This window comes from Micromonospora sp. NPDC004336 (assembly GCF_053602615.1).
On record NZ_JBSGDY010000049.1, the window covers coordinates 23,082 to 39,006 of the forward strand.

Consider the following 15,925-nt stretch of genomic DNA (forward strand, 5'->3'; position numbering starts at 1 on the left):
CCCGCCCACCGGGCCCTACTCATCCTCCCCGAACCGGGGCGGGTCAGGCGGCGGGGCGGCGCAGCCGGAGTGCCTGGGCGACGTAGTCGAAGCCCGTGACCACCGTCACCCCGACGGCGGCGGCCATGATCCACGGGCCGACGACGGCCAGGGCGTCCGGCATCGGCCACAGGTACCAGACGATCGCGAGGATCTGCAGCGCCGTCTTGATCTTGCCACCCCGGCTGGCCGCGATCACCCCGTGCCGGATCACCCAGAACCGCAGCGCGGTGATGCCCAGCTCGCGGGCGAGGATCACCGCCGTCACCCACCAGGGCAGCCGGTCGTACCAGGAGAGCAGCAGCAACGCGGCGCCGGTGAGCGCCTTGTCGGCGATCGGGTCGGCGACCTTGCCGACCGAGGTGACCAGGGCGAACCGGCGGGCGATCCAGCCGTCGACCAGGTCGGTCGCCGACGCGACGGCGAAGATCAGGCAGGCGACCGTCTGCCAGCCGGCGTGGTGCATCCCCGAGACGACCACGGTCACCGCGAAGACCGGCACCAGGAGCAGCCGCAGCGCGGTGAGCGCGTTGGCCGCGTTCAGCACGGGCACCCGGGCCACCACCGGCGCGGGCGTCCGCTCCGCCGCCCCGGTCACCGCGGGACCCCGCTCCGGCCTCCGTGGCGCACCAGGCACCCCACCACGCGGCTCCCCCGCTCCGTCCGGGCCCGCCGTCACCGTGTTGCGCCGGGCGCAGCCGAGATCATCTCATCCGGCACCGCGACGAGGTCCACCCCTTCGGTCGCCGTGACCGTCGCGCGCACCAGGTCACCGGGGCGCAGCGCGGCCAGGTCCACCCCGCCGCCGGACGGGGCGACGAGGGTGGTCGAGCCGTCGACCTCGGGGGCCTGGTGGGCCGCCCGCCCCTCGACCACGCCGTCGGCGACGGAGTCGACGAGCACCTCGACCGTGGAGCCGAGCCGCTCCTCGGCCCGCTGCGAGCAGAGCTCGTCGGCGAGCGCGCTGAGCCGGTCGTAGCGGCGCTTCACGGTGGCGGCGGAGACCTTGCCGGACAGGCCGGCGGCCTCCGTGCCGTCCTCGTCGCTGTAGTCGAACACGCCGATCGCGTCGAGCCGCGCCTCGGTCAGGAACCGGACCAGCTCCTGGTAGTCGGCCCGGGACTCGCCGGGGAAGCCGACGATGAAGTTGCTCCGCGCGCCGGCCTCCGGCGCCAGCGCCCGGGCGCTCGCCAGCAGCTCCAGGAACCGCTCGGTGGAGCCGAAACGGCGCATCCGTCGCAGCACCGGCTCGCTGGAGTGCTGGAACGACAGGTCGAAGTAGGGCGCCACGCCGGGCGTGGTGGCGATCGCCTCGACCAGGCCGGGCCGGGTCTCGGCCGGCTGGAGGTAGCTCGCCCGCACCCGGACGATGCCGTCGATCGCGGCGAGCTGCGGCAGCAGCTTCTCCAGCGCGCGGGGATCGCCCAGGTCCTTGCCGTAGGAGGTGGAGTTCTCGCTGACCAGCACCAGCTCGCGTACGCCCGTCTTGGCCAGCCACTCCGCCTCGGCGAGCAGCTCGTCCGGCGTACGCGAGACGAAGGCGCCGCGGAAGGCGGGGATGGCGCAGAACGCGCAGCGGCGGTCGCAGCCGCTGGCCAGCTTCAGCGACGCGACCGGGCCGGTGTCGAGCCGGCGGCGCAGCACCTGGCGCAGGTGCGCCGGGGTGTGCTCGTCGGTCTCGGTGACGCCCCGCGCCGGGGTGCCGTGGCCGGGCAGCGACACCCCGCTGTCGCGCCGGGAGACGGGGGTGAGGGGCAGCAGCTCGCGCCGGTCGCGCGGGGTGTGCGCGCCGATCCGCTCGCCGGCCACCACCGCGTCCAGCCGGGCGGCGATGTCCGGGTAGTCGTCGAAGCTCAGCACCGCCTGCGCCTCGGGGAGACTGTCGGCCAGCTCGCGGCCGTACCGCTCGGCCATGCAGCCGGCGGCGACCACCTTGGCGCCGGTGTCGGCGGCGGCCAGCAGGGTCTGGATGGAGTCCTGCTTCGCCTTCTCCACGAAGCCGCACGTGTTCACGACCACCACGTCGGCGCCCTCGCCGTCGGTGGTGACCTGCCAGCCGTCGGCGTGCAGCCGGGCGGCCAGCTCCTCCGAGTCGACCTCGTTGCGGGCGCAGCCCAGCGTCAGCAGGGCGACACGACGACCGTCGGCGGGCGACGGCTCCGGATCGCGGCCCGCCGCCGGACGCGCCGAGGTGGAGTTGTCGGAAGGGGAGGTGGCAGACACCATCCGAGGGTACCGGGCCGCCCGCGACCCCCCACGCACGCCCGGGCCGGACGGACGGGCACGTAGGTGACGGATCCGGCAGCGGACGGGCCCGCCCGGCGGCGGGAGGTGACCGACGCCACGCGGTTTCAGACGGCCGTTGCGGCGACCCGGACCAGCCGGTCGAGGAGGAAGACCTCCGTGCCGGCCAGGCCGGTGGAGCAGAAGACCGAGATCTCGTCCGCGCCGGTCCGGCCCGGGGCCGCGCCCGCCAGCAGCGCGCCCAGGTCGCGCAGCCGCCCGGCGTACGCCGGCAGCGCCGCGAGCATCGGCGGCTCGTACGCGGCGGCCTGGGCCGGCGAGTCGGTGACCAGCAGGTCGGCGGCGTCCAGCAGGTCCGGGCCGAACTCGTGCCGGTCGACCTGCTTGAAGCCGACCGTGTTGACGTGGGTGCCGGGGGCGAGGTCGGCGGCGTCGAGCACGGGGGTCACGCTGGTGGTGGCGAGCACCACGACGTCGCGGTCTGCCACGGCGGCCCGGGGCGAGTCCACGGCCCGCGCCGGCACGCCCAGCTCGGCCCGGACCCGGGCGGCGAACGCCTCCCGCCGGGCGGCCGAACGGCTGTGCACGGTCACCTCGCGCAGCGGCCGGACGGCGGCGGTGGCCCAGACCTGGGTCCACGCCTGCCGGCCCGAGCCGAGCACCCCGAGGGTGGCGGCTTCCGGGCGGGCCAGGGCGGCCACGGCGGCCCCGCCGAGCCCGCCGGTACGCCGGGAGCCCAGCTCCTCCCCCACGGCCACCGCCCGGACGGCCCCGGTGCGCCCGTCGTGCAGCACCACCACCTGCTCGCTCTGCGGATGCCCGAAGGTGTCGTACGAGCGGAAGCCGTACCACTCGCCGGTGAGGTGCCCGGCGGTGAGCACCATCCGGCCCCCGCCCAGCGGCGCGGCGGCCCGGGGCGGGGCCAGGAGGCGGCCGGCGTACGCGGCGAGCAGGGCGTCCCGCATGGCCGCCACGGTGGTGGGGGCGTCCAGCGCGGCGGCGACGTCGGCGTCGGAGAAGAGCAACGGCATACGTCCATACTGCAACCTGAAGTGAAGTTGAGGTCAACGGAGCGTGGCCCGGTTCACGCCGGGCGCCGCCGGCCGGTGCTACCGTCGACCACGGCGGCCCGCGGGCCGTCCCGGACGAGTCGAGGGCGTACCCGGTCAGGCAAAGACGCCCCGAGGTGAACGACCGACTCGTCCCGGCCCCGGTGGTCCGGGCGCTACCGCAGAGGTGATCTTCAAATGGCCTGGATCGTGCTTGTGGTCTCCGGACTCCTGGAAACGGCGTGGGCGATCGCCCTCGACCGCAGCGCGGGCTTCAGCCGGCCCGTCCCGTCGGCGGTCTTCGTGGTGACCCTGGTGCTCAGCATGGCGGGGCTCGCGTACGCGATGCGCGAGATCCCCGTCGGCACCGGCTACGCGGTCTGGGTCGGCATCGGCGCTGTCGGCACCGCCCTGGTGGGGATGCTCGCGCTCGACGAGCCGGCCAACCTGCCGCGGATCGCCTGCCTGCTGCTGGTGGTCGCCGGGGTCGTCGGGCTCAAGGTCTTCCACTGAGCACCGGCCGGCGCGGGGCGCGCCGCGCCGTCCCGCGCCGAGGCGTGACGAACGGCCACAGTGGGTAGATGTCGGCCTGGCAACGCAGGCTCTCATCACCGGAGGCAGACATGGCCGACATGCACACCACCGCCCGCCCGCGCAGCGGCGCCGCCCGGATCTGCACCATCCTGGGCTTCGTCTGCGCGGTCATCGCGATCCTGTTCCTGCCGCCGCTGTTCGGCCTCGCCGGCCTGGTCCTCGGGATCGTCGGCGCCGTGCTCGGCGACAAGCCGCTGGGCTGGTACGCCGCCGCCGCCAGCGTGGCCGGGGCGGTCCTCGGCATGATCATCGGCGCTGCCCTCTACAACTCCTGACCGCCGCTCCCCCGCGGTGACGGGCCCGCCGGATCCCGGCGGGCCCGTCGGCGGCCGGCGGGCGCGCGGGCGGTCCGGGCGGGCTCGGGCCTACTCGTCGCCGCCGCGCAGGCCGACCAGGACCTCCTCCAGCTCGTCCGGCTTGACCAGCACGTCGCGCGCCTTGGAGCCCTCGGACGGGCCGACCACGCCCCGGGTCTCCATCAGGTCCATCAGCCGCCCCGCCTTGGCGAAGCCGACCCGCAGCTTGCGCTGGAGCATCGACGTCGAGCCGAACTGCGACGTGACCACCAGCTCGACCGCCTGCACCAGCAGGTCGAGGTCGTCGCCGATCTCCTCGTCGATCTTCTTCTTGCCGGCGTCCGGCGCGACGAGCACGTCCGGGCGGAACTCCGGCTCGCGCTGGTCCTTGCAGAACTTCACCACGTCGGCGATCTCGCGCTCGGTCACCCAGGCGCCCTGGATCCGGATCGGCTTCGACGCGCCCATCGGCAGGAACAGGCCGTCGCCCCGGCCGAGCAGCTTCTCCGCGCCCGGCTGGTCGAGGATGACCCGCGAGTCGGCCAGCGAGGACGTGGCGAACGCCAGCCGGGACGGCACGTTCGCCTTGATCAGGCCGGTGACCACGTCGACCGAGGGACGCTGGGTGGCCAGCACCAGGTGGATGCCGGCGGCACGCGCCAACTGGGTGATCCGGACGACCGAGTCCTCCACGTCGCGCGGGGCGACCATCATCAGGTCGGCCAGCTCGTCCACGATCACCAGCAGGTACGGGTACGGCCGCATCTCCCGCTCGCTGCCCGGCGGGGCCTTGATCTCGCCGTTGCGCACCTTGCGGTTGAAGTCGTCGATGTGCCGTACCCCGTTGGCGGCGAGGTCGTCATAGCGCATGTCCATCTCGCGGACGACCCACTCCAGCGAGTCGGCCGCCTTCTTGGCGTTGGTCACGATCGGGGTGACCAGGTGCGGGATGCCCTCGTAGCCGGTCATCTCGACCCGCTTCGGGTCGATCAGCAGCAGCCGCACCTCGTCCGGCGTCGCCCGGGTGAGGATCGACACCAGCAGCGAGTTCAGGCAGGACGACTTGCCCGCGCCGGTCGCGCCGGCGATCAGGATGTGCGGCATCTTGGCGAGGTTGGCCACCACGTAGCCGCCCTCGATGTCCTTGCCGAGCGCCACCACCATCGGGTGGTGGTCGCTGGTGGCGACCCGCGAGCGCAGCACGTCGCCGAGCGCCACGTTCTCCGGGTCGGTGTTCGGGATCTCCACGCCGACCGCGCTCTTGCCCGGGATCGGGCTGAGGATCCGCACGTCCGGCGACTTCACCGCGTACGCGATGTTGCGGGAGAGCTGCGTGATCCGCTCGACCTTGACGCCCGGTCCGAGCTCGACCTCGTAGCGGGTGACGGTCGGCCCCCGGGTGAAGCCGGTGACCTCGGCGTCGACCCCGAACTGGTCGAAGACCCCGGTGAGCGCGGCGATCACCTCGTCGTTGGCCTTGCTGCGGGTCTTCGGCGCGGCGCCGCCGCTGAGCATGTTGGCCGGCGGCAGCGTGTAGTCGCCGGAGAGACCGGTGAGCGCGAGCTGCTCGGCGCGGGTGGGCGCGGGAGAGTGTTCCGGCGGGTCGACCGGCTTGCGGGTGGCGGGCACCTTCGACGGCGGCTTCCGGGGCAGGACCAGGGTCTCCTGGAGGTCCGCCCCGTCGAGGCCGTCGTCGTCGAACTCCGCCGGATCCAGCGGCGGCGGCGCCGCCCGCTTCGTCGCGCGCCTGCGGGCGGGCTTCGCCGGCGCCGCGTCCGCCTCCTCGGCGGCCGGCGGGGCGACGAGGGTGCCGGCCAGCAGGCCGAGCCGCTCCGGGACCTTGTTGATCGGCGTCGCGGTGACCACCAGCAGGCCGAAGACCAGCAGCAGGAGCAGCAGCGGCACGGCGACCCAGGCCGTGACCGCCCGTTCCAGCAGGCTGCCCACGCCCGCGCCGACCAGGCCGCCGGCGAAGTCGCGCTGGACGGCGTCGACCGGATCCTGTCCGATGTGCAGCATCGCGGCGGTGGCGACCAGCATCGAGCCCCAGCCGATCAGCCCCCGGCCGCGGTGCTCCGGGTCGGCCGGCTCGCGCATCAGCCGCCAGGCGCCGATCATCAGCAGCACCGGCACCACGATGGCGATCGCGCCGAGGAAGAGCCGGACGGTGTCGGCGAGCTGCTCGCCGACCGGGCCCGCGCCGGAGAACCAGATGGCCACTGCGCTGAGCAGGGCGAGGCCGAAGACGAGCAGCCCGGCGCCGTCGCGGCGGTGCTCCGGGTCGAGCCCCCTGGCCGAGGCGGCCTGCCGGCCGGCGGCGCGGAACGCCCAGCCGACGCCGTGCGCCAGCCCCATCCACAGTGTGCCGACCGCCCGCCCGACGAGGAGCCCCGGGCCCGGCCGCGCCGCGGGCCGCCGCCGGGGGGTCGCCCGGCCGGTCTTCTTCGCCGGCTGGCGGGCACGACTGTTCGTGGTGCCACGCGGCGACGCGCCGCGCCGCCGGCTCGCCTGAGAGGTACGGCCCGCCATAGCATCAACTTAACGGCGCGACCCGGCAGATCGCCGCTTTTCCGGGTCGTGTCCGCGCGTCGCAGCGCGGACCCCGCCGCTTCACGTGATATCTGCCTCAGGAGGGATGCCCCCATGGCGTCGCCGGGTATTGAGGACGGTTCGGACGGGCCCCTGGCCGGACACCCGGGGGCGCTGCGACCGCTGACCGGTGAGCTGATCGCCACCGTGCTGCGCAGCCGGGGCTACGTGGTCCAGGCCGACGCCGACGGCGACCTGGTCGGCCGCTGGGCCGACAGCCTGATCTGGTTCCTGCGGCCGGGGGCCGCCGGTGAGCTGCTCCAGGTCCGCACCCTGGCCGCGCCGACGTTCCCCATCGAGTACGTCCCGGCGCTGCACGCCTTCTGCAACGCGTGGAATCACGACCGGCTCTGGCCGAAGGCGTTCGTGCACGTGGAGGACGACGGGCGGGCCCGGGTCTGCGGCGAGGTCATCACCGACCTGGAGCGCGGGGTCACCCCGCACCAGCTCGACCGGTTGCTCGACTGCGGCATCGCCACCGGCTGCCAGCTCGCCACCGAGGTCGCCCGGCTCCCCGGCGGGGTCGTGGCGTGACGGGCGGGGGCGGCGAACCGGCCGGCCGCCGGCTGGATCCGTTCGGGTCCGTCGGCCGGTGGGGCGCGCGCCGGCGCGGCGGGGGCAACCGCGACGCGGCGCTGGCCGAGGCGCTCGCCGACGCCCGCGACGCCCCGGACGGCGAGGCGAGGTGCGCCGAGCTGGAACGCATCGCCGCGCACGCCGACGCCACCGGCGACGACCGGTCCGCCGTCGAGGCCCGGCTCGCGCTCGTCGAGGCGTACCTGCTGCACGGGGAGCGGTGGCGGCTCGTCGAGCCGGTGCGCCGCTGCCTCGCCGCCGTCGACCGCCGCCCCGACCTGCTGCCCGGCCCGGACGCCGGGCTGCTGCTGCGTTACCAGCGGTACGCCGTGGAGGCCCTGCTCGGCAGCCCCCGGGTCGGGCTGGACCAGGCCCGCTCCATGCTGGACGACCTCGCCGCCCGGGCCGCCCGCCTCCCCGGCCCGCCCGGCGCGGACGACGCCACCGGCCCGGCGGGCGCGGGCGGCCCGCCGGGCACGGCCGCGCCGCCGGCCGGATCCAGGCCGCCGAACGGCCCCGCGTCGCCGACCTGGCCGGCGGGCGCGGCCGGAGCGGGCGGACCGGGCGGGGACGTGGTCGCCGAGCTGCGCTGCCGGATCGCCGACCACGTCGGCGACGAGCCGACCGCCCGGGAGTGGTTCGACCGCTGGTCGGCGCCCGGGGCGGGACCGGCCGGCGGCTGCCCGGGTTGCGTGCCGGCCCGCCGCGCGGAGCTGCTCGCCGGGTGGGGCGATCCCGGGGCGGCGCTGGACGCGCTGGCGGCGGCGCCCGACGGCGCGGACGGCTGCACCGAACAGCCCGAACGCACGCTGGCCGCCGGGCTGCTGCCCTGGCTCCGGGCCGGGCAGCCGGAGCGGGCGGCCGAGGCGCACGTGCGGGCGTACCGGCGGCACCGGCGGGAGCGGTCCGCCTTTCCGTACCTCGCCGCACACCTGCGGTTCTGCGCGCTGGGCGGCCACCTCGCCCGGGGGCTGGACATCCTCGCCGAGCAGCTGCCCCGGCTGGACCGGCCGCACGACGACCTCTCCGCGATGGAGTTCGCCGCCGCCGGCGCGCTGGTCTGCGCGCTCGCCGTCGAGGCGGGGCTGGGCGGGCGTACGCTGCACCGCCCCGGGCACGCCGGCCGACCGGCCGCCGACCTCGACGTGGCCGCGCTCGGCGCCGCCCTGCTCGGGCTGGCCACCGGGCTGGCGGGGAGCTTCGACGCCCGCAACGGCACCGGCCACCAGTCGGGCCGGATCGCGTCCTGGCTGGCCGAGCGTCCGCTCGCCGCGCCGGTGCCGCTGCCGCCCGACGACGCGCCGGGCGACGACCCCGGCGACGACTCCGGGGGCGACCCCGGCGGGCCGCCCGACGACGACCCGCCCCACGACGGGGAGCCCCGCCCGTTGAGCCTGGAGATGATCACTGCCGCCCTGGACCGGCGCGGGGACCACTACGCCGTGGACGCCACCGGCACGGTGGTCGGCCGGTGGGGCGAGGCGCTGATCCAGTTCCGGCAGGCCGGCGAGCGGGGCGAGATCCTGCGGGCACGCTCGGTGGCGAGCCGCCGGCTGCCGGCCGACCGGCTGGCCGAGGCGTACGCGTTCTGCAACGCCTGGAACCACGACCGGCTGCTGCCGAAGGCGTACGTGCACGACCTCGGGGGCGAGCTGGTGCTGGCCGGCGACGTCAGCACCGACCTGGCGCACGGGGTCGCCCCGGCCCAGCTCACGGTCCTGCTCGACGCGGCCGTCGACACCGGCGTCGCGTACGCCGAGGCGGTGGCGGCGCTGCCCTGAGCGGGCCGGCGGGCCGCCCGCCGGTGAGGTCCGAAATCCGCTAGACGATCTTTCCCCGCCCTGGTGGACTCGTCGCCATGACGACGACGCACCAGCAGCACGCCGAACTCCTGCACTCCCTGCACCGCCCCGGCTCCCCGCTCGTCCTGCCCAACGCCTGGGACGCGGCCAGCGCCCGCATCGTCGCCGACTGCGGCGCGGCCGCGGTCGCCACCACCAGCGCCGGCGTCTCGTGGAGCCTGGGCGCCCGCGACGGCGACGAGCTGGACCGGGAGCGCGCCCTGGCGGTGGTCGCCCGCGTCGCCGCTGCCGTCGCCGTCCCGGTCACCGCCGACATCGAGAGCGGGTACGCCGCCGACCCCGCCGGGGTCGGCCGCACCGTGACCGACGTGCTGGCCGCCGGCGCGGTCGGGGTGAACATCGAGGACGCCGCGCCGGCCGGGACGGCCCCGCTGCGCCCCGTCGACGAGCAGTGTGCCCGGATCCGCGCCGCCCGGGAGGCCGCCGACGCGGCGGGCGTACGACTCTTCGTCAACGCCCGCACCGACGTGTTCCTGCGGGCCGTGGGCGACCCGGCGGACCGGCTGGCCGAGACGCTGCGCCGGGCGTCGGCCTACCGGGCGGCGGGCGCGGACGGCGTCTTCGTGCCGGGTGTCGTCGACGCCAAGACCATCGGCGCGCTGGTCGACGGGATCGACGGGCCGGTCAACGTGCTCGCCGGGCCGGGCGCGCCGCCCGTCGCCACGCTGGCCGGGCTGGGGGTGGCCCGGGTCAGCCTCGGCTCGGCGCTCGCCGAGGCCGCGTACGGCCTGGTCCGCCGGGCCGCCACGGAGGCGCTGCGCTCCGGGTCGTACGACTCGCTCGACGGCGGGATGGGCTACGGCGAGCTGAACGCGCTGCTGGCCTGAGCCGGCCCGGCTCCACCGGCGGTCCCGGGGCGGGCCGCGCTGTCCGTTCTTCGACACCGGCGCAACCCGGCCCCCCGGTCAGGTGTGGTCATCGAGTCACCCGCACCTATCCCGGGAGTAACCGATGACCAGACACCCCCTGCGCGTCGGCGCCGTCGCCGTCGCCCTGCTGGCCCTGCCCGCCCTCGCCCCGCCCGCGTCGGCGCACGCCCCCGCGCCGAGCCCGACCACCACGCCGCCCGCCGGGGCGCCGACCGTCATCGCCCGGGCGGACCACGTCTTCCTCCAGGGCGACCCGTGGCACCCGTCGGCGCCCCTGGAGGTCTCCGTCAGCAACATGGGCACGTCGGCGGCCCGGGGGTCCTTCGTGCTGCGCCTGCCGGCCGGGGTGGGCCTCACCCGGGCCGGGGACTGCCGCGCCGACGCCGCGGCGGCCCGCACGTGGGTCTGCGGCGGGGCGGAGCTGGCGGCCGGTGGCCGCCGGACGTACCGGCTGCGGCTCACGTCGACGGCCGCCGAGCCGGTCTTCGGCCAGCAGGTATGGGGATCGGTGGCCGGCCGGGACGCCGCCGGTGTCACCGACCGGCCCACCGACTTCCGGATCAACTGGCCGGACCGCACCACCCTGCGGCTGCGGGCCACCGCCACGCCGGTCATCGACGGGAAGGTGACGCTGACGGCCCGGGTGACCAACACCGGCGCCTTCGCCATCGGCGGCTACGCGCTGAACGTGGTCACCCCCGACGGCGTGCGGGTCGTCGGGCCCGCCTGCTCGGACAGCGGCCGGATGAGCGGCGCGGGCTGCGAGATCCCGCGTCCCGACGCGCTCGGGGAGGACGCCACGGACACCGTGCGGGTGCGCCTGGCGGTGAGCGGCGACGCGCCGACCGTCCGGCTCTACCTCGCCCCCACCAACCGCTACACGAACAGGGACACCTCGGTCACGCTGCGGCTCGCGGCGGGCGGCGGCGCCACCCCGCCGGCCGGCCCGTCCCGTACGGCCACGCCGACGACGCCCGCCGCCGCCGGGACCGAGCTGCCCCGCACCGGGTCGGCCGGCACCGCGTACGCCCTGGTCGGCGCGGCCCTGCTGGCCCTCGGGGCCGGCCTGCTGCTGCTCCGCCGCCTCGTCAGGGGCTGAGCGGGGCGGCCGGCCGGTCGCCGACGTGCACGGGGATGTCGGCGACCGGTCCGGGCGCGGTCCGGCCCCGGACGCGGCGACGCCCGCCGGCACACGGGGTGCGGGCGGGCGTCGGTCGCGGCGCGGTCAGACCTCGACGACGGTGGGCACGATCATGGGCCGGCGTCGGTACGCGTCGTTCACCCAGCGCCCCACGGTGCGCCGGACGATCTGCTGGAGCTGGTGCGGGTCGGTGATGCCGTCGGCCGCCGCCCGGTTCAGCGCCTCGGTGACCAGCGGGATCACCGGGTTGAACGCCTCCGGGTCCTCGGAGAAGCCCTTCGCCGACAGGGTCGGGCCGGCGACCACCTTGCCGGTGACCGAGTCGACGACCACCGTGGTGGCGATGAAGCCGCCGTCGCCGAGGATCCGCCGCTCGGTGAGCAGCGACTCGCTGACGTCGCCGACGGCGAGGCCGTCGACGTAGACGTAGCGGCTCTTCACGTGCCCGACCAGGCTGGCCCGGCCCTCGACGAGGTCGACGACGTCGCCGTCCTCGCAGAGCACCACCCGGTCGGGGGCGACGCCGGACTCGATGCCGAGCCGGGCGTGCGCGCGCAGGTGCCGCCACTCGCCGTGCACCGGCATCAGGTTGCTCGGGCGGACCACGTTGAGCAGGTAGAGCAGCTCGCCGGCGGGGGCGTGACCGGAGACGTGCACCTTGGCGACGTCCTTGTGCACCACCACGGCGCCGGCCCGGGCCAGCCGGTTGATCACCCGGTAGACCGAGGTCTCGTTGCCGGGCACCAGCGACGAGGCGAGCACCACGGTGTCGCCGGGGGCGATGGTGATGTGCCGGTGGTCGCCGCTGGCCATCCGGCCGAGGGCGCTCATCGGCTCGCCCTGGGAGCCGGTGGACATCAGCACGATCCGCTCGGGCGGCAGCGTCGTCGCCTCCTCGATCCCGATGACCAGGCCGGCCGGGATGTTGAGCAGGCCGAGGTCGCGGGCGATGCCCATGTTGCGCACCATCGAGCGGCCGATCAGGGCGACCTTGCGGCCGTGCTCGGCGGCGGAGTCGAAGACCTGCTGCACCCGGTGCACGTGCGAGGCGAACGAGGCGACGATGATCCGCCCCTTGGCCTTCGCGAAGATCGAGTCGAGCACCGGCCCGATCTCCCGCTCGGGGGTGACGAAGCCGGGGATCTCCGCGTTGGTGGAGTCCGACAGCAGCAGGTCCACGCCCTCGGCGCCGAGCCGGGCGAAGCCGGCCAGGTCGGTGATCCGGCCGTCCAGCGGGAGCTGGTCCATCTTGAAGTCGCCCGTGTGCAGCACCAGGCCGGCCGGCGTGCGGATGGCCACCGCGAGCGCGTCCGGGATCGAGTGGTTCACCGCGAAGAACTCGCACTCGAACGGGCCGAGCCGCTCCCGGCCGCCCTCCCGCACGGTCAGCGTGTAGGGCTGGATCCGCCGCTCGGCGAGCTTCGCCTCGACCAGGGCGAGGGTGAACTGCGAGCCCACCAGCGGGATGTCGGGCTTGTGGGCGAGCAGGTAGGGCACCGCGCCGATGTGGTCCTCGTGGCCGTGGGTGAGCACGATCGCCTGCACGTCGTCGAGCCGGTCGAGGATCGGGCCGAAGTCGGGCAGGATCAGGTCGACGCCGGGCTGCTCCACGTCCGGGAAGAGCACCCCGCAGTCGACGACGAGCAGCTTGCCGTCGTACTCGAAGACGGTCATGTTGCGGCCGATGGCGCCGAGCCCGCCGAGCGGGATGATCCGCAGCCCACCCTCCGGCAGCGGCGGGGGCAGTTCCGTCTCGATGTGCGCCTCGGTCACGCGTCCACCTCATTCTGCGGCGCCGTCACCCGGCGCCCATCGTGTCGTTCGGTCATTCGGGGAGTTCCAGGCCCGCCGCCGCGCAGTCGGCGCGGAGCTGGGCGATCTCGTCGTCGGTCGCGTCGACCAACGGCGGGCGCACCGGCCCGGCGGGCATCCCGGCGGCGGCCAGGCCCGCCTTCACCAGGATCACGCCCTGGGTACGGAAGATGCCGGTGAACAGCGGCAGCAGCCGCCGGTGCAGGTCGAGCGCGGCGCCGGTGTCACCGGAGTCGTACGCCTCGATCATCCGCCGGGTGAGCGCGCCGGTGAAGTGGGTCGAGGTGCCGACCACTCCGACGGCGCCCACGGCCAGCGCGGGCAGGGTGAGCGCGTCCTCGCCGCTGTAGAAGGCGAGGTTCGTCCGGCTGGTGACCCAGCTGGTGGCCGTCAGGTCGCCCTTGGCGTCCTTCACCGCGACGATCCGGCCGTGCTCGGCCAGCCGCACCATCGTCTCGGTGTCGATCGGCACGCCGGAGCGGTGCGGGATGTCGTAGAGCATCACCGGCAGGCCGGTGGCGTCCGCGACGGCGGTGAAGTGGCGCAGCAGGCCGCTCTGCGGCGGCTTGTTGTAGTAGGGGGTGACCACGAGCAGCCCGTGCGCGCCGGCCTTCTCGGCCGCCGAGGCCAGCTCGATGGTGTGTCGGGTGTCGTTGGTGCCGACCCCGGCAACGACCTTGGCGCGGTCGCCGACGGCCTCCGCCACGGCCCGGATCAGGTGCTCCTTCTCCGCGTCGGTGGTGGTCGGCGACTCGCCGGTGGTGCCGTTGACCACCAGCGCGTCGTTGCCCTGCTCGTCCACCAGGTGACTGGCGAGGCGCGCGGCGCCGTCGAGGTCGAGCGAGCCGTCGGCGGTGAACGGGGTCACCATGGCCGTGAGCACTCGCCCGAAGGGGCGGGACACCGCCCGGGCGGGGGTGTCAGGGTGGTCGTGCGTCATGCCACCAACCTAGCGGACGGCCACCGGCACCCCACGGGGGAAGGGCTCAGGACTCACTCGCCGTGCGGGCTGGCGGCCACCTCGGTGCCGTCGGGCAGCGTCGAGATGACGAAGTCGGCGAAGACGTTCGGGGCGACCCCCTGGAGCTGCCGCAGGCACTCCACGGCCAGCTCGCGGATCTCCACGTCGGCGTGCTCGGTGGCCCGCATGGCGATGAAGTGCCGCCAGGCCCGGTAGTTGCCGGTGACCACGATCCGGGTCTCGGTGGCGTTGGGCAGCACGGCGCGGGCCGCCTGACGGGCCTGCTTGCGCCGCAGGGTGGCGTTCTCCACGTCCGCGAAGCGCTGCTCCAGCCCCGCCAGCAGCTCGTTGTACGCGCGGACGCTCGCCTCGGCCGCCTCCACGAACTTCTTGTGCAGCTCGGGGTCGTCGGCGATCACCCGGGGCTCGACCATGGCGGCGTCGCGCTCCGGCACGTACCGCTGGGAGAGCTGGGAGTACGAGAAGTGCCGGTGCCGGATCAGCTCGTGGGTGAACGAGCGGGACACCCCGCTGAAGTAGAAGCTGACCGAGCCGTGCTCCAGCACGCTGAGGTGCCCGACCTCGAGGATGTGCGCGAGGTAGCCGGCGTTGGTGGCCGTGGCCGGGTTCGGCTTCTTCCAGCTCTGGTAGCAGGCCCGGCCGGCGAACTCGGCGAGGGCCTGGCCGCCCTCGGCGTCGGTCGACCACGGCACGTCGTCCGGGGCCTCGAAGTGGGTCCACGCGATGAGCTTGACCTGTGGCTGCACCATGTCCGGCATTCCTGGGACTGTAGTGGCCCGGTGGTCCCGGAGGAAATCTGGCCGTCGGGCCGAACGGGTCGTTGAGCTGCGAAAGCGGACAGCCCCCCGTTCACTTGACTGGGCGCGTGTCCAAGATCTCGGCACGCTCGGCCGGGCCGGGAAGGCTACTCACCGCGCTGTCGAGCTGCCCCACGAATGAGGGCGGCCCGTGCACGGGTGGTCTGGCCGGACACGCCCCCGGGTGGTCCCACGGACGGGGCAGCTCGACAGCGCCGACAAGCCACCCCCGCACAGCCGCCGGACCCGCCCACGCACGGCGCGGCCGAGGACGGGCGGGGTCAGACGTAGAGGGAGGTGAACGGGGCCCAGGGGAGGTTGCGCAGCACCGAGAAGGCCAGCCAGGCGGCCAGGAAGACGCCGATCGCCCGGGAGCTGACCCGCAGCTCGGGCAGGCGCCAGCCGAACGCCTGCTTCCCGGCCCAGGCGACGAAGAGGTAGGCCAGGAAGGGCAGCGCGAAGACGAAGAGGAAGTGGTGCCGGGCGGCGGCCGGCAGGTCGCCGTGCAGCACGTACCAGAGCGCCCGGGTGCCGCCGCAGCCCGGGCAGTCCAGCCCCGTGGTGAGCTTGAGCAAGCAGGTCGGCGCGGCGTCCGGCGCGGAGCGGGTGGGATCGCTGAGCAGCGCGTAGCCGATGCCGGCGGCGACGCAGCCGAGCGCGGCCAGCGGCACCGCCCAGCGCGGCGAGCGGTCGTAGAGACGGACGACGAAGCGGGTCAGCCGGTCCGGCTCGGCCACGGGATAGGGCGGCACCGGATAGGGCGACGCCGGGTGAGGCGGCACCTGACCCGCCGGCCAGCCGCCCTCCGGCGGGACCGGCGACCCCGCGGGCGGGACCGGGAACCCCTCGGGCGGGGCGTCCACCCCGCCACCCTGCGGATGCGGCTGCGGGGCCGGGCCGTCAACGCTCGTCACGTCGCTCACCGTACACCGGCCACGCCCACCAGCGCGGCGGCCAGTGGCCCGGCCAGGTCACCGGCGGCCGGAGTGTCGAGGCTGATCAGGTTCAGCGGCGCGGACAGCAGACCCCCGGAGACGCCGGTGGCGAGCCCCTTACCGACCGGCTCCGGGACGGG

At 75.4% G+C, this 15,925-nt stretch carries 14 protein-coding genes and 1 riboswitch; of the genes, 6 read left to right on the forward strand and 8 right to left on the reverse strand.

Going from position 1 to position 15,925, the window contains the following annotated elements; translation table 11 throughout:
• Positions 1-43: 43 nt before the first annotated feature.
• The 3 genes from pgsA to ACWENR_RS13445 form a co-directional block, all read right to left on the reverse strand.
• Positions 44-637 (reverse strand): CDP-diacylglycerol--glycerol-3-phosphate 3-phosphatidyltransferase, encoded by a 594-nt coding sequence (pgsA, locus tag ACWENR_RS13435; protein ID WP_452277271.1) that lies wholly within the window; start codon positions 635-637, stop codon positions 44-46.
• Positions 638-714: 77 nt separating this feature from the next.
• On the reverse strand, positions 715-2,265 hold the full coding sequence (gene rimO / locus ACWENR_RS13440) for a 30S ribosomal protein S12 methylthiotransferase RimO (RefSeq protein ID WP_452277272.1): 1,551 nt from the start codon (positions 2,263-2,265) through the stop codon (positions 715-717).
• A gap of 125 nt (positions 2,266-2,390) precedes the next feature.
• Complete coding sequence (locus ACWENR_RS13445; RefSeq protein WP_452277273.1) at positions 2,391-3,314, reverse strand: ornithine cyclodeaminase family protein; 924 nt, start codon at positions 3,312-3,314, stop codon at positions 2,391-2,393.
• 89 nt (positions 3,315-3,403) lie between these two features.
• A riboswitch (guanidine-III (ykkC-III) riboswitch) is annotated at positions 3,404-3,469 on the forward strand.
• A 61-nt stretch (positions 3,470-3,530) separates the two neighbouring features.
• On the opposite strand from ACWENR_RS13445, the gene ACWENR_RS13450 reads away from it, so the two are divergent.
• The gene (locus ACWENR_RS13450) at positions 3,531-3,845 is read left to right on the forward strand and encodes a DMT family transporter (RefSeq protein WP_452277274.1); all 315 of its coding nucleotides are present in this window, start codon (positions 3,531-3,533) and stop codon (positions 3,843-3,845) included.
• Positions 3,846-3,955: 110 nt separating this feature from the next.
• Complete coding sequence (locus ACWENR_RS13455) at positions 3,956-4,201, forward strand: hypothetical protein (protein ID WP_452277275.1); 246 nt, start codon at positions 3,956-3,958, stop codon at positions 4,199-4,201.
• A 90-nt stretch (positions 4,202-4,291) separates the two neighbouring features.
• Here the strand turns inward: ACWENR_RS13455 and ACWENR_RS13460 are convergent, their stop codons facing one another.
• A complete protein-coding gene (locus ACWENR_RS13460; protein ID WP_452277276.1) occupies positions 4,292-6,751 on the reverse strand; it encodes a DNA translocase FtsK in 2,460 nt (819 codons plus the stop codon).
• A 114-nt stretch (positions 6,752-6,865) separates the two neighbouring features.
• On the opposite strand from ACWENR_RS13460, the gene ACWENR_RS13465 reads away from it, so the two are divergent.
• The 4 genes from ACWENR_RS13465 (at position 6,866) to ACWENR_RS13480 (ending at position 11,217) form a co-directional block, all read left to right on the forward strand.
• Positions 6,866-7,345, forward strand: a complete 480-nt coding sequence (locus ACWENR_RS13465) for a YbjN domain-containing protein (RefSeq protein WP_452277277.1) — start codon at positions 6,866-6,868, stop codon at positions 7,343-7,345.
• Positions 7,342-9,168, forward strand: coding sequence for a YbjN domain-containing protein (locus tag ACWENR_RS13470; RefSeq protein WP_452277278.1), 1,827 nt, complete (start codon positions 7,342-7,344; stop codon positions 9,166-9,168). Before ACWENR_RS13465 ends, ACWENR_RS13470 begins: the two co-directional genes overlap by 4 nt.
• 77 nt (positions 9,169-9,245) lie before the next feature.
• Complete coding sequence (locus ACWENR_RS13475; protein WP_452277279.1) at positions 9,246-10,076, forward strand: isocitrate lyase/PEP mutase family protein; 831 nt, start codon at positions 9,246-9,248, stop codon at positions 10,074-10,076.
• Positions 10,077-10,200: 124 nt separating this feature from the next.
• Complete coding sequence (locus ACWENR_RS13480; protein ID WP_452277280.1) at positions 10,201-11,217, forward strand: LPXTG cell wall anchor domain-containing protein; 1,017 nt, start codon at positions 10,201-10,203, stop codon at positions 11,215-11,217.
• 126 nt (positions 11,218-11,343) lie between these two features.
• Here ACWENR_RS13480 and ACWENR_RS13485 read toward each other — a convergent pair whose 3' ends face one another.
• The 4 genes from ACWENR_RS13485 to ACWENR_RS13500 all read right to left on the reverse strand — a co-directional run bounded on the left by ACWENR_RS13485 (position 11,344) and on the right by ACWENR_RS13500 (position 15,773).
• Complete coding sequence (locus ACWENR_RS13485; RefSeq protein ID WP_452277281.1) at positions 11,344-13,032, reverse strand: ribonuclease J; 1,689 nt, start codon at positions 13,030-13,032, stop codon at positions 11,344-11,346.
• A gap of 52 nt (positions 13,033-13,084) precedes the next feature.
• Positions 13,085-14,011 carry a 4-hydroxy-tetrahydrodipicolinate synthase gene (gene dapA / locus ACWENR_RS13490; protein ID WP_452277282.1) on the reverse strand — a complete coding sequence of 309 codons (927 nt, stop codon included), beginning with the start codon at positions 14,009-14,011 and terminating at the stop codon, positions 13,085-13,087.
• Between the two features lie 53 nt (positions 14,012-14,064).
• Positions 14,065-14,802 (reverse strand): FAD-dependent thymidylate synthase, encoded by a 738-nt coding sequence (gene thyX, locus ACWENR_RS13495; protein ID WP_091096625.1) that lies wholly within the window; start codon positions 14,800-14,802, stop codon positions 14,065-14,067.
• 329 nt (positions 14,803-15,131) lie between these two features.
• The gene (locus ACWENR_RS13500) at positions 15,132-15,773 is read right to left on the reverse strand and encodes a DUF2752 domain-containing protein (protein ID WP_452277283.1); all 642 of its coding nucleotides are present in this window, start codon (positions 15,771-15,773) and stop codon (positions 15,132-15,134) included.
• Positions 15,774-15,925: the final 152 nt, after the last annotated feature.

What these genes read in the sequence shown, in the direction of transcription:
- rimO (WP_452277272.1), bottom strand. Translation starts at nt 2,265, where the DNA reads ATGGTGTCTGCCACCTCCCCTTCCGACAACTCCACCTCGGCGCGTCCG.
- ACWENR_RS13445 (WP_452277273.1), bottom strand. Translation starts at nt 3,314, where the DNA reads ATGCCGTTGCTCTTCTCCGACGCCGACGTCGCCGCCGCGCTGGACGCC.
- ACWENR_RS13450 (WP_452277274.1), top strand. Translation starts at nt 3,531, where the DNA reads ATGGCCTGGATCGTGCTTGTGGTCTCCGGACTCCTGGAAACGGCGTGG.
- ACWENR_RS13455 (WP_452277275.1), top strand. Translation starts at nt 3,956, where the DNA reads ATGGCCGACATGCACACCACCGCCCGCCCGCGCAGCGGCGCCGCCCGG.
- ACWENR_RS13460 (WP_452277276.1), bottom strand. Translation starts at nt 6,751, where the DNA reads ATGGCGGGCCGTACCTCTCAGGCGAGCCGGCGGCGCGGCGCGTCGCCG.
- ACWENR_RS13465 (WP_452277277.1), top strand. Translation starts at nt 6,866, where the DNA reads ATGGCGTCGCCGGGTATTGAGGACGGTTCGGACGGGCCCCTGGCCGGA.
- ACWENR_RS13475 (WP_452277279.1), top strand. Translation starts at nt 9,246, where the DNA reads ATGACGACGACGCACCAGCAGCACGCCGAACTCCTGCACTCCCTGCAC.
- ACWENR_RS13480 (WP_452277280.1), top strand. Translation starts at nt 10,201, where the DNA reads ATGACCAGACACCCCCTGCGCGTCGGCGCCGTCGCCGTCGCCCTGCTG.
- dapA (WP_452277282.1), bottom strand. Translation starts at nt 14,011, where the DNA reads ATGACGCACGACCACCCTGACACCCCCGCCCGGGCGGTGTCCCGCCCC.
- thyX (WP_091096625.1), bottom strand. Translation starts at nt 14,802, where the DNA reads ATGGTGCAGCCACAGGTCAAGCTCATCGCGTGGACCCACTTCGAGGCC.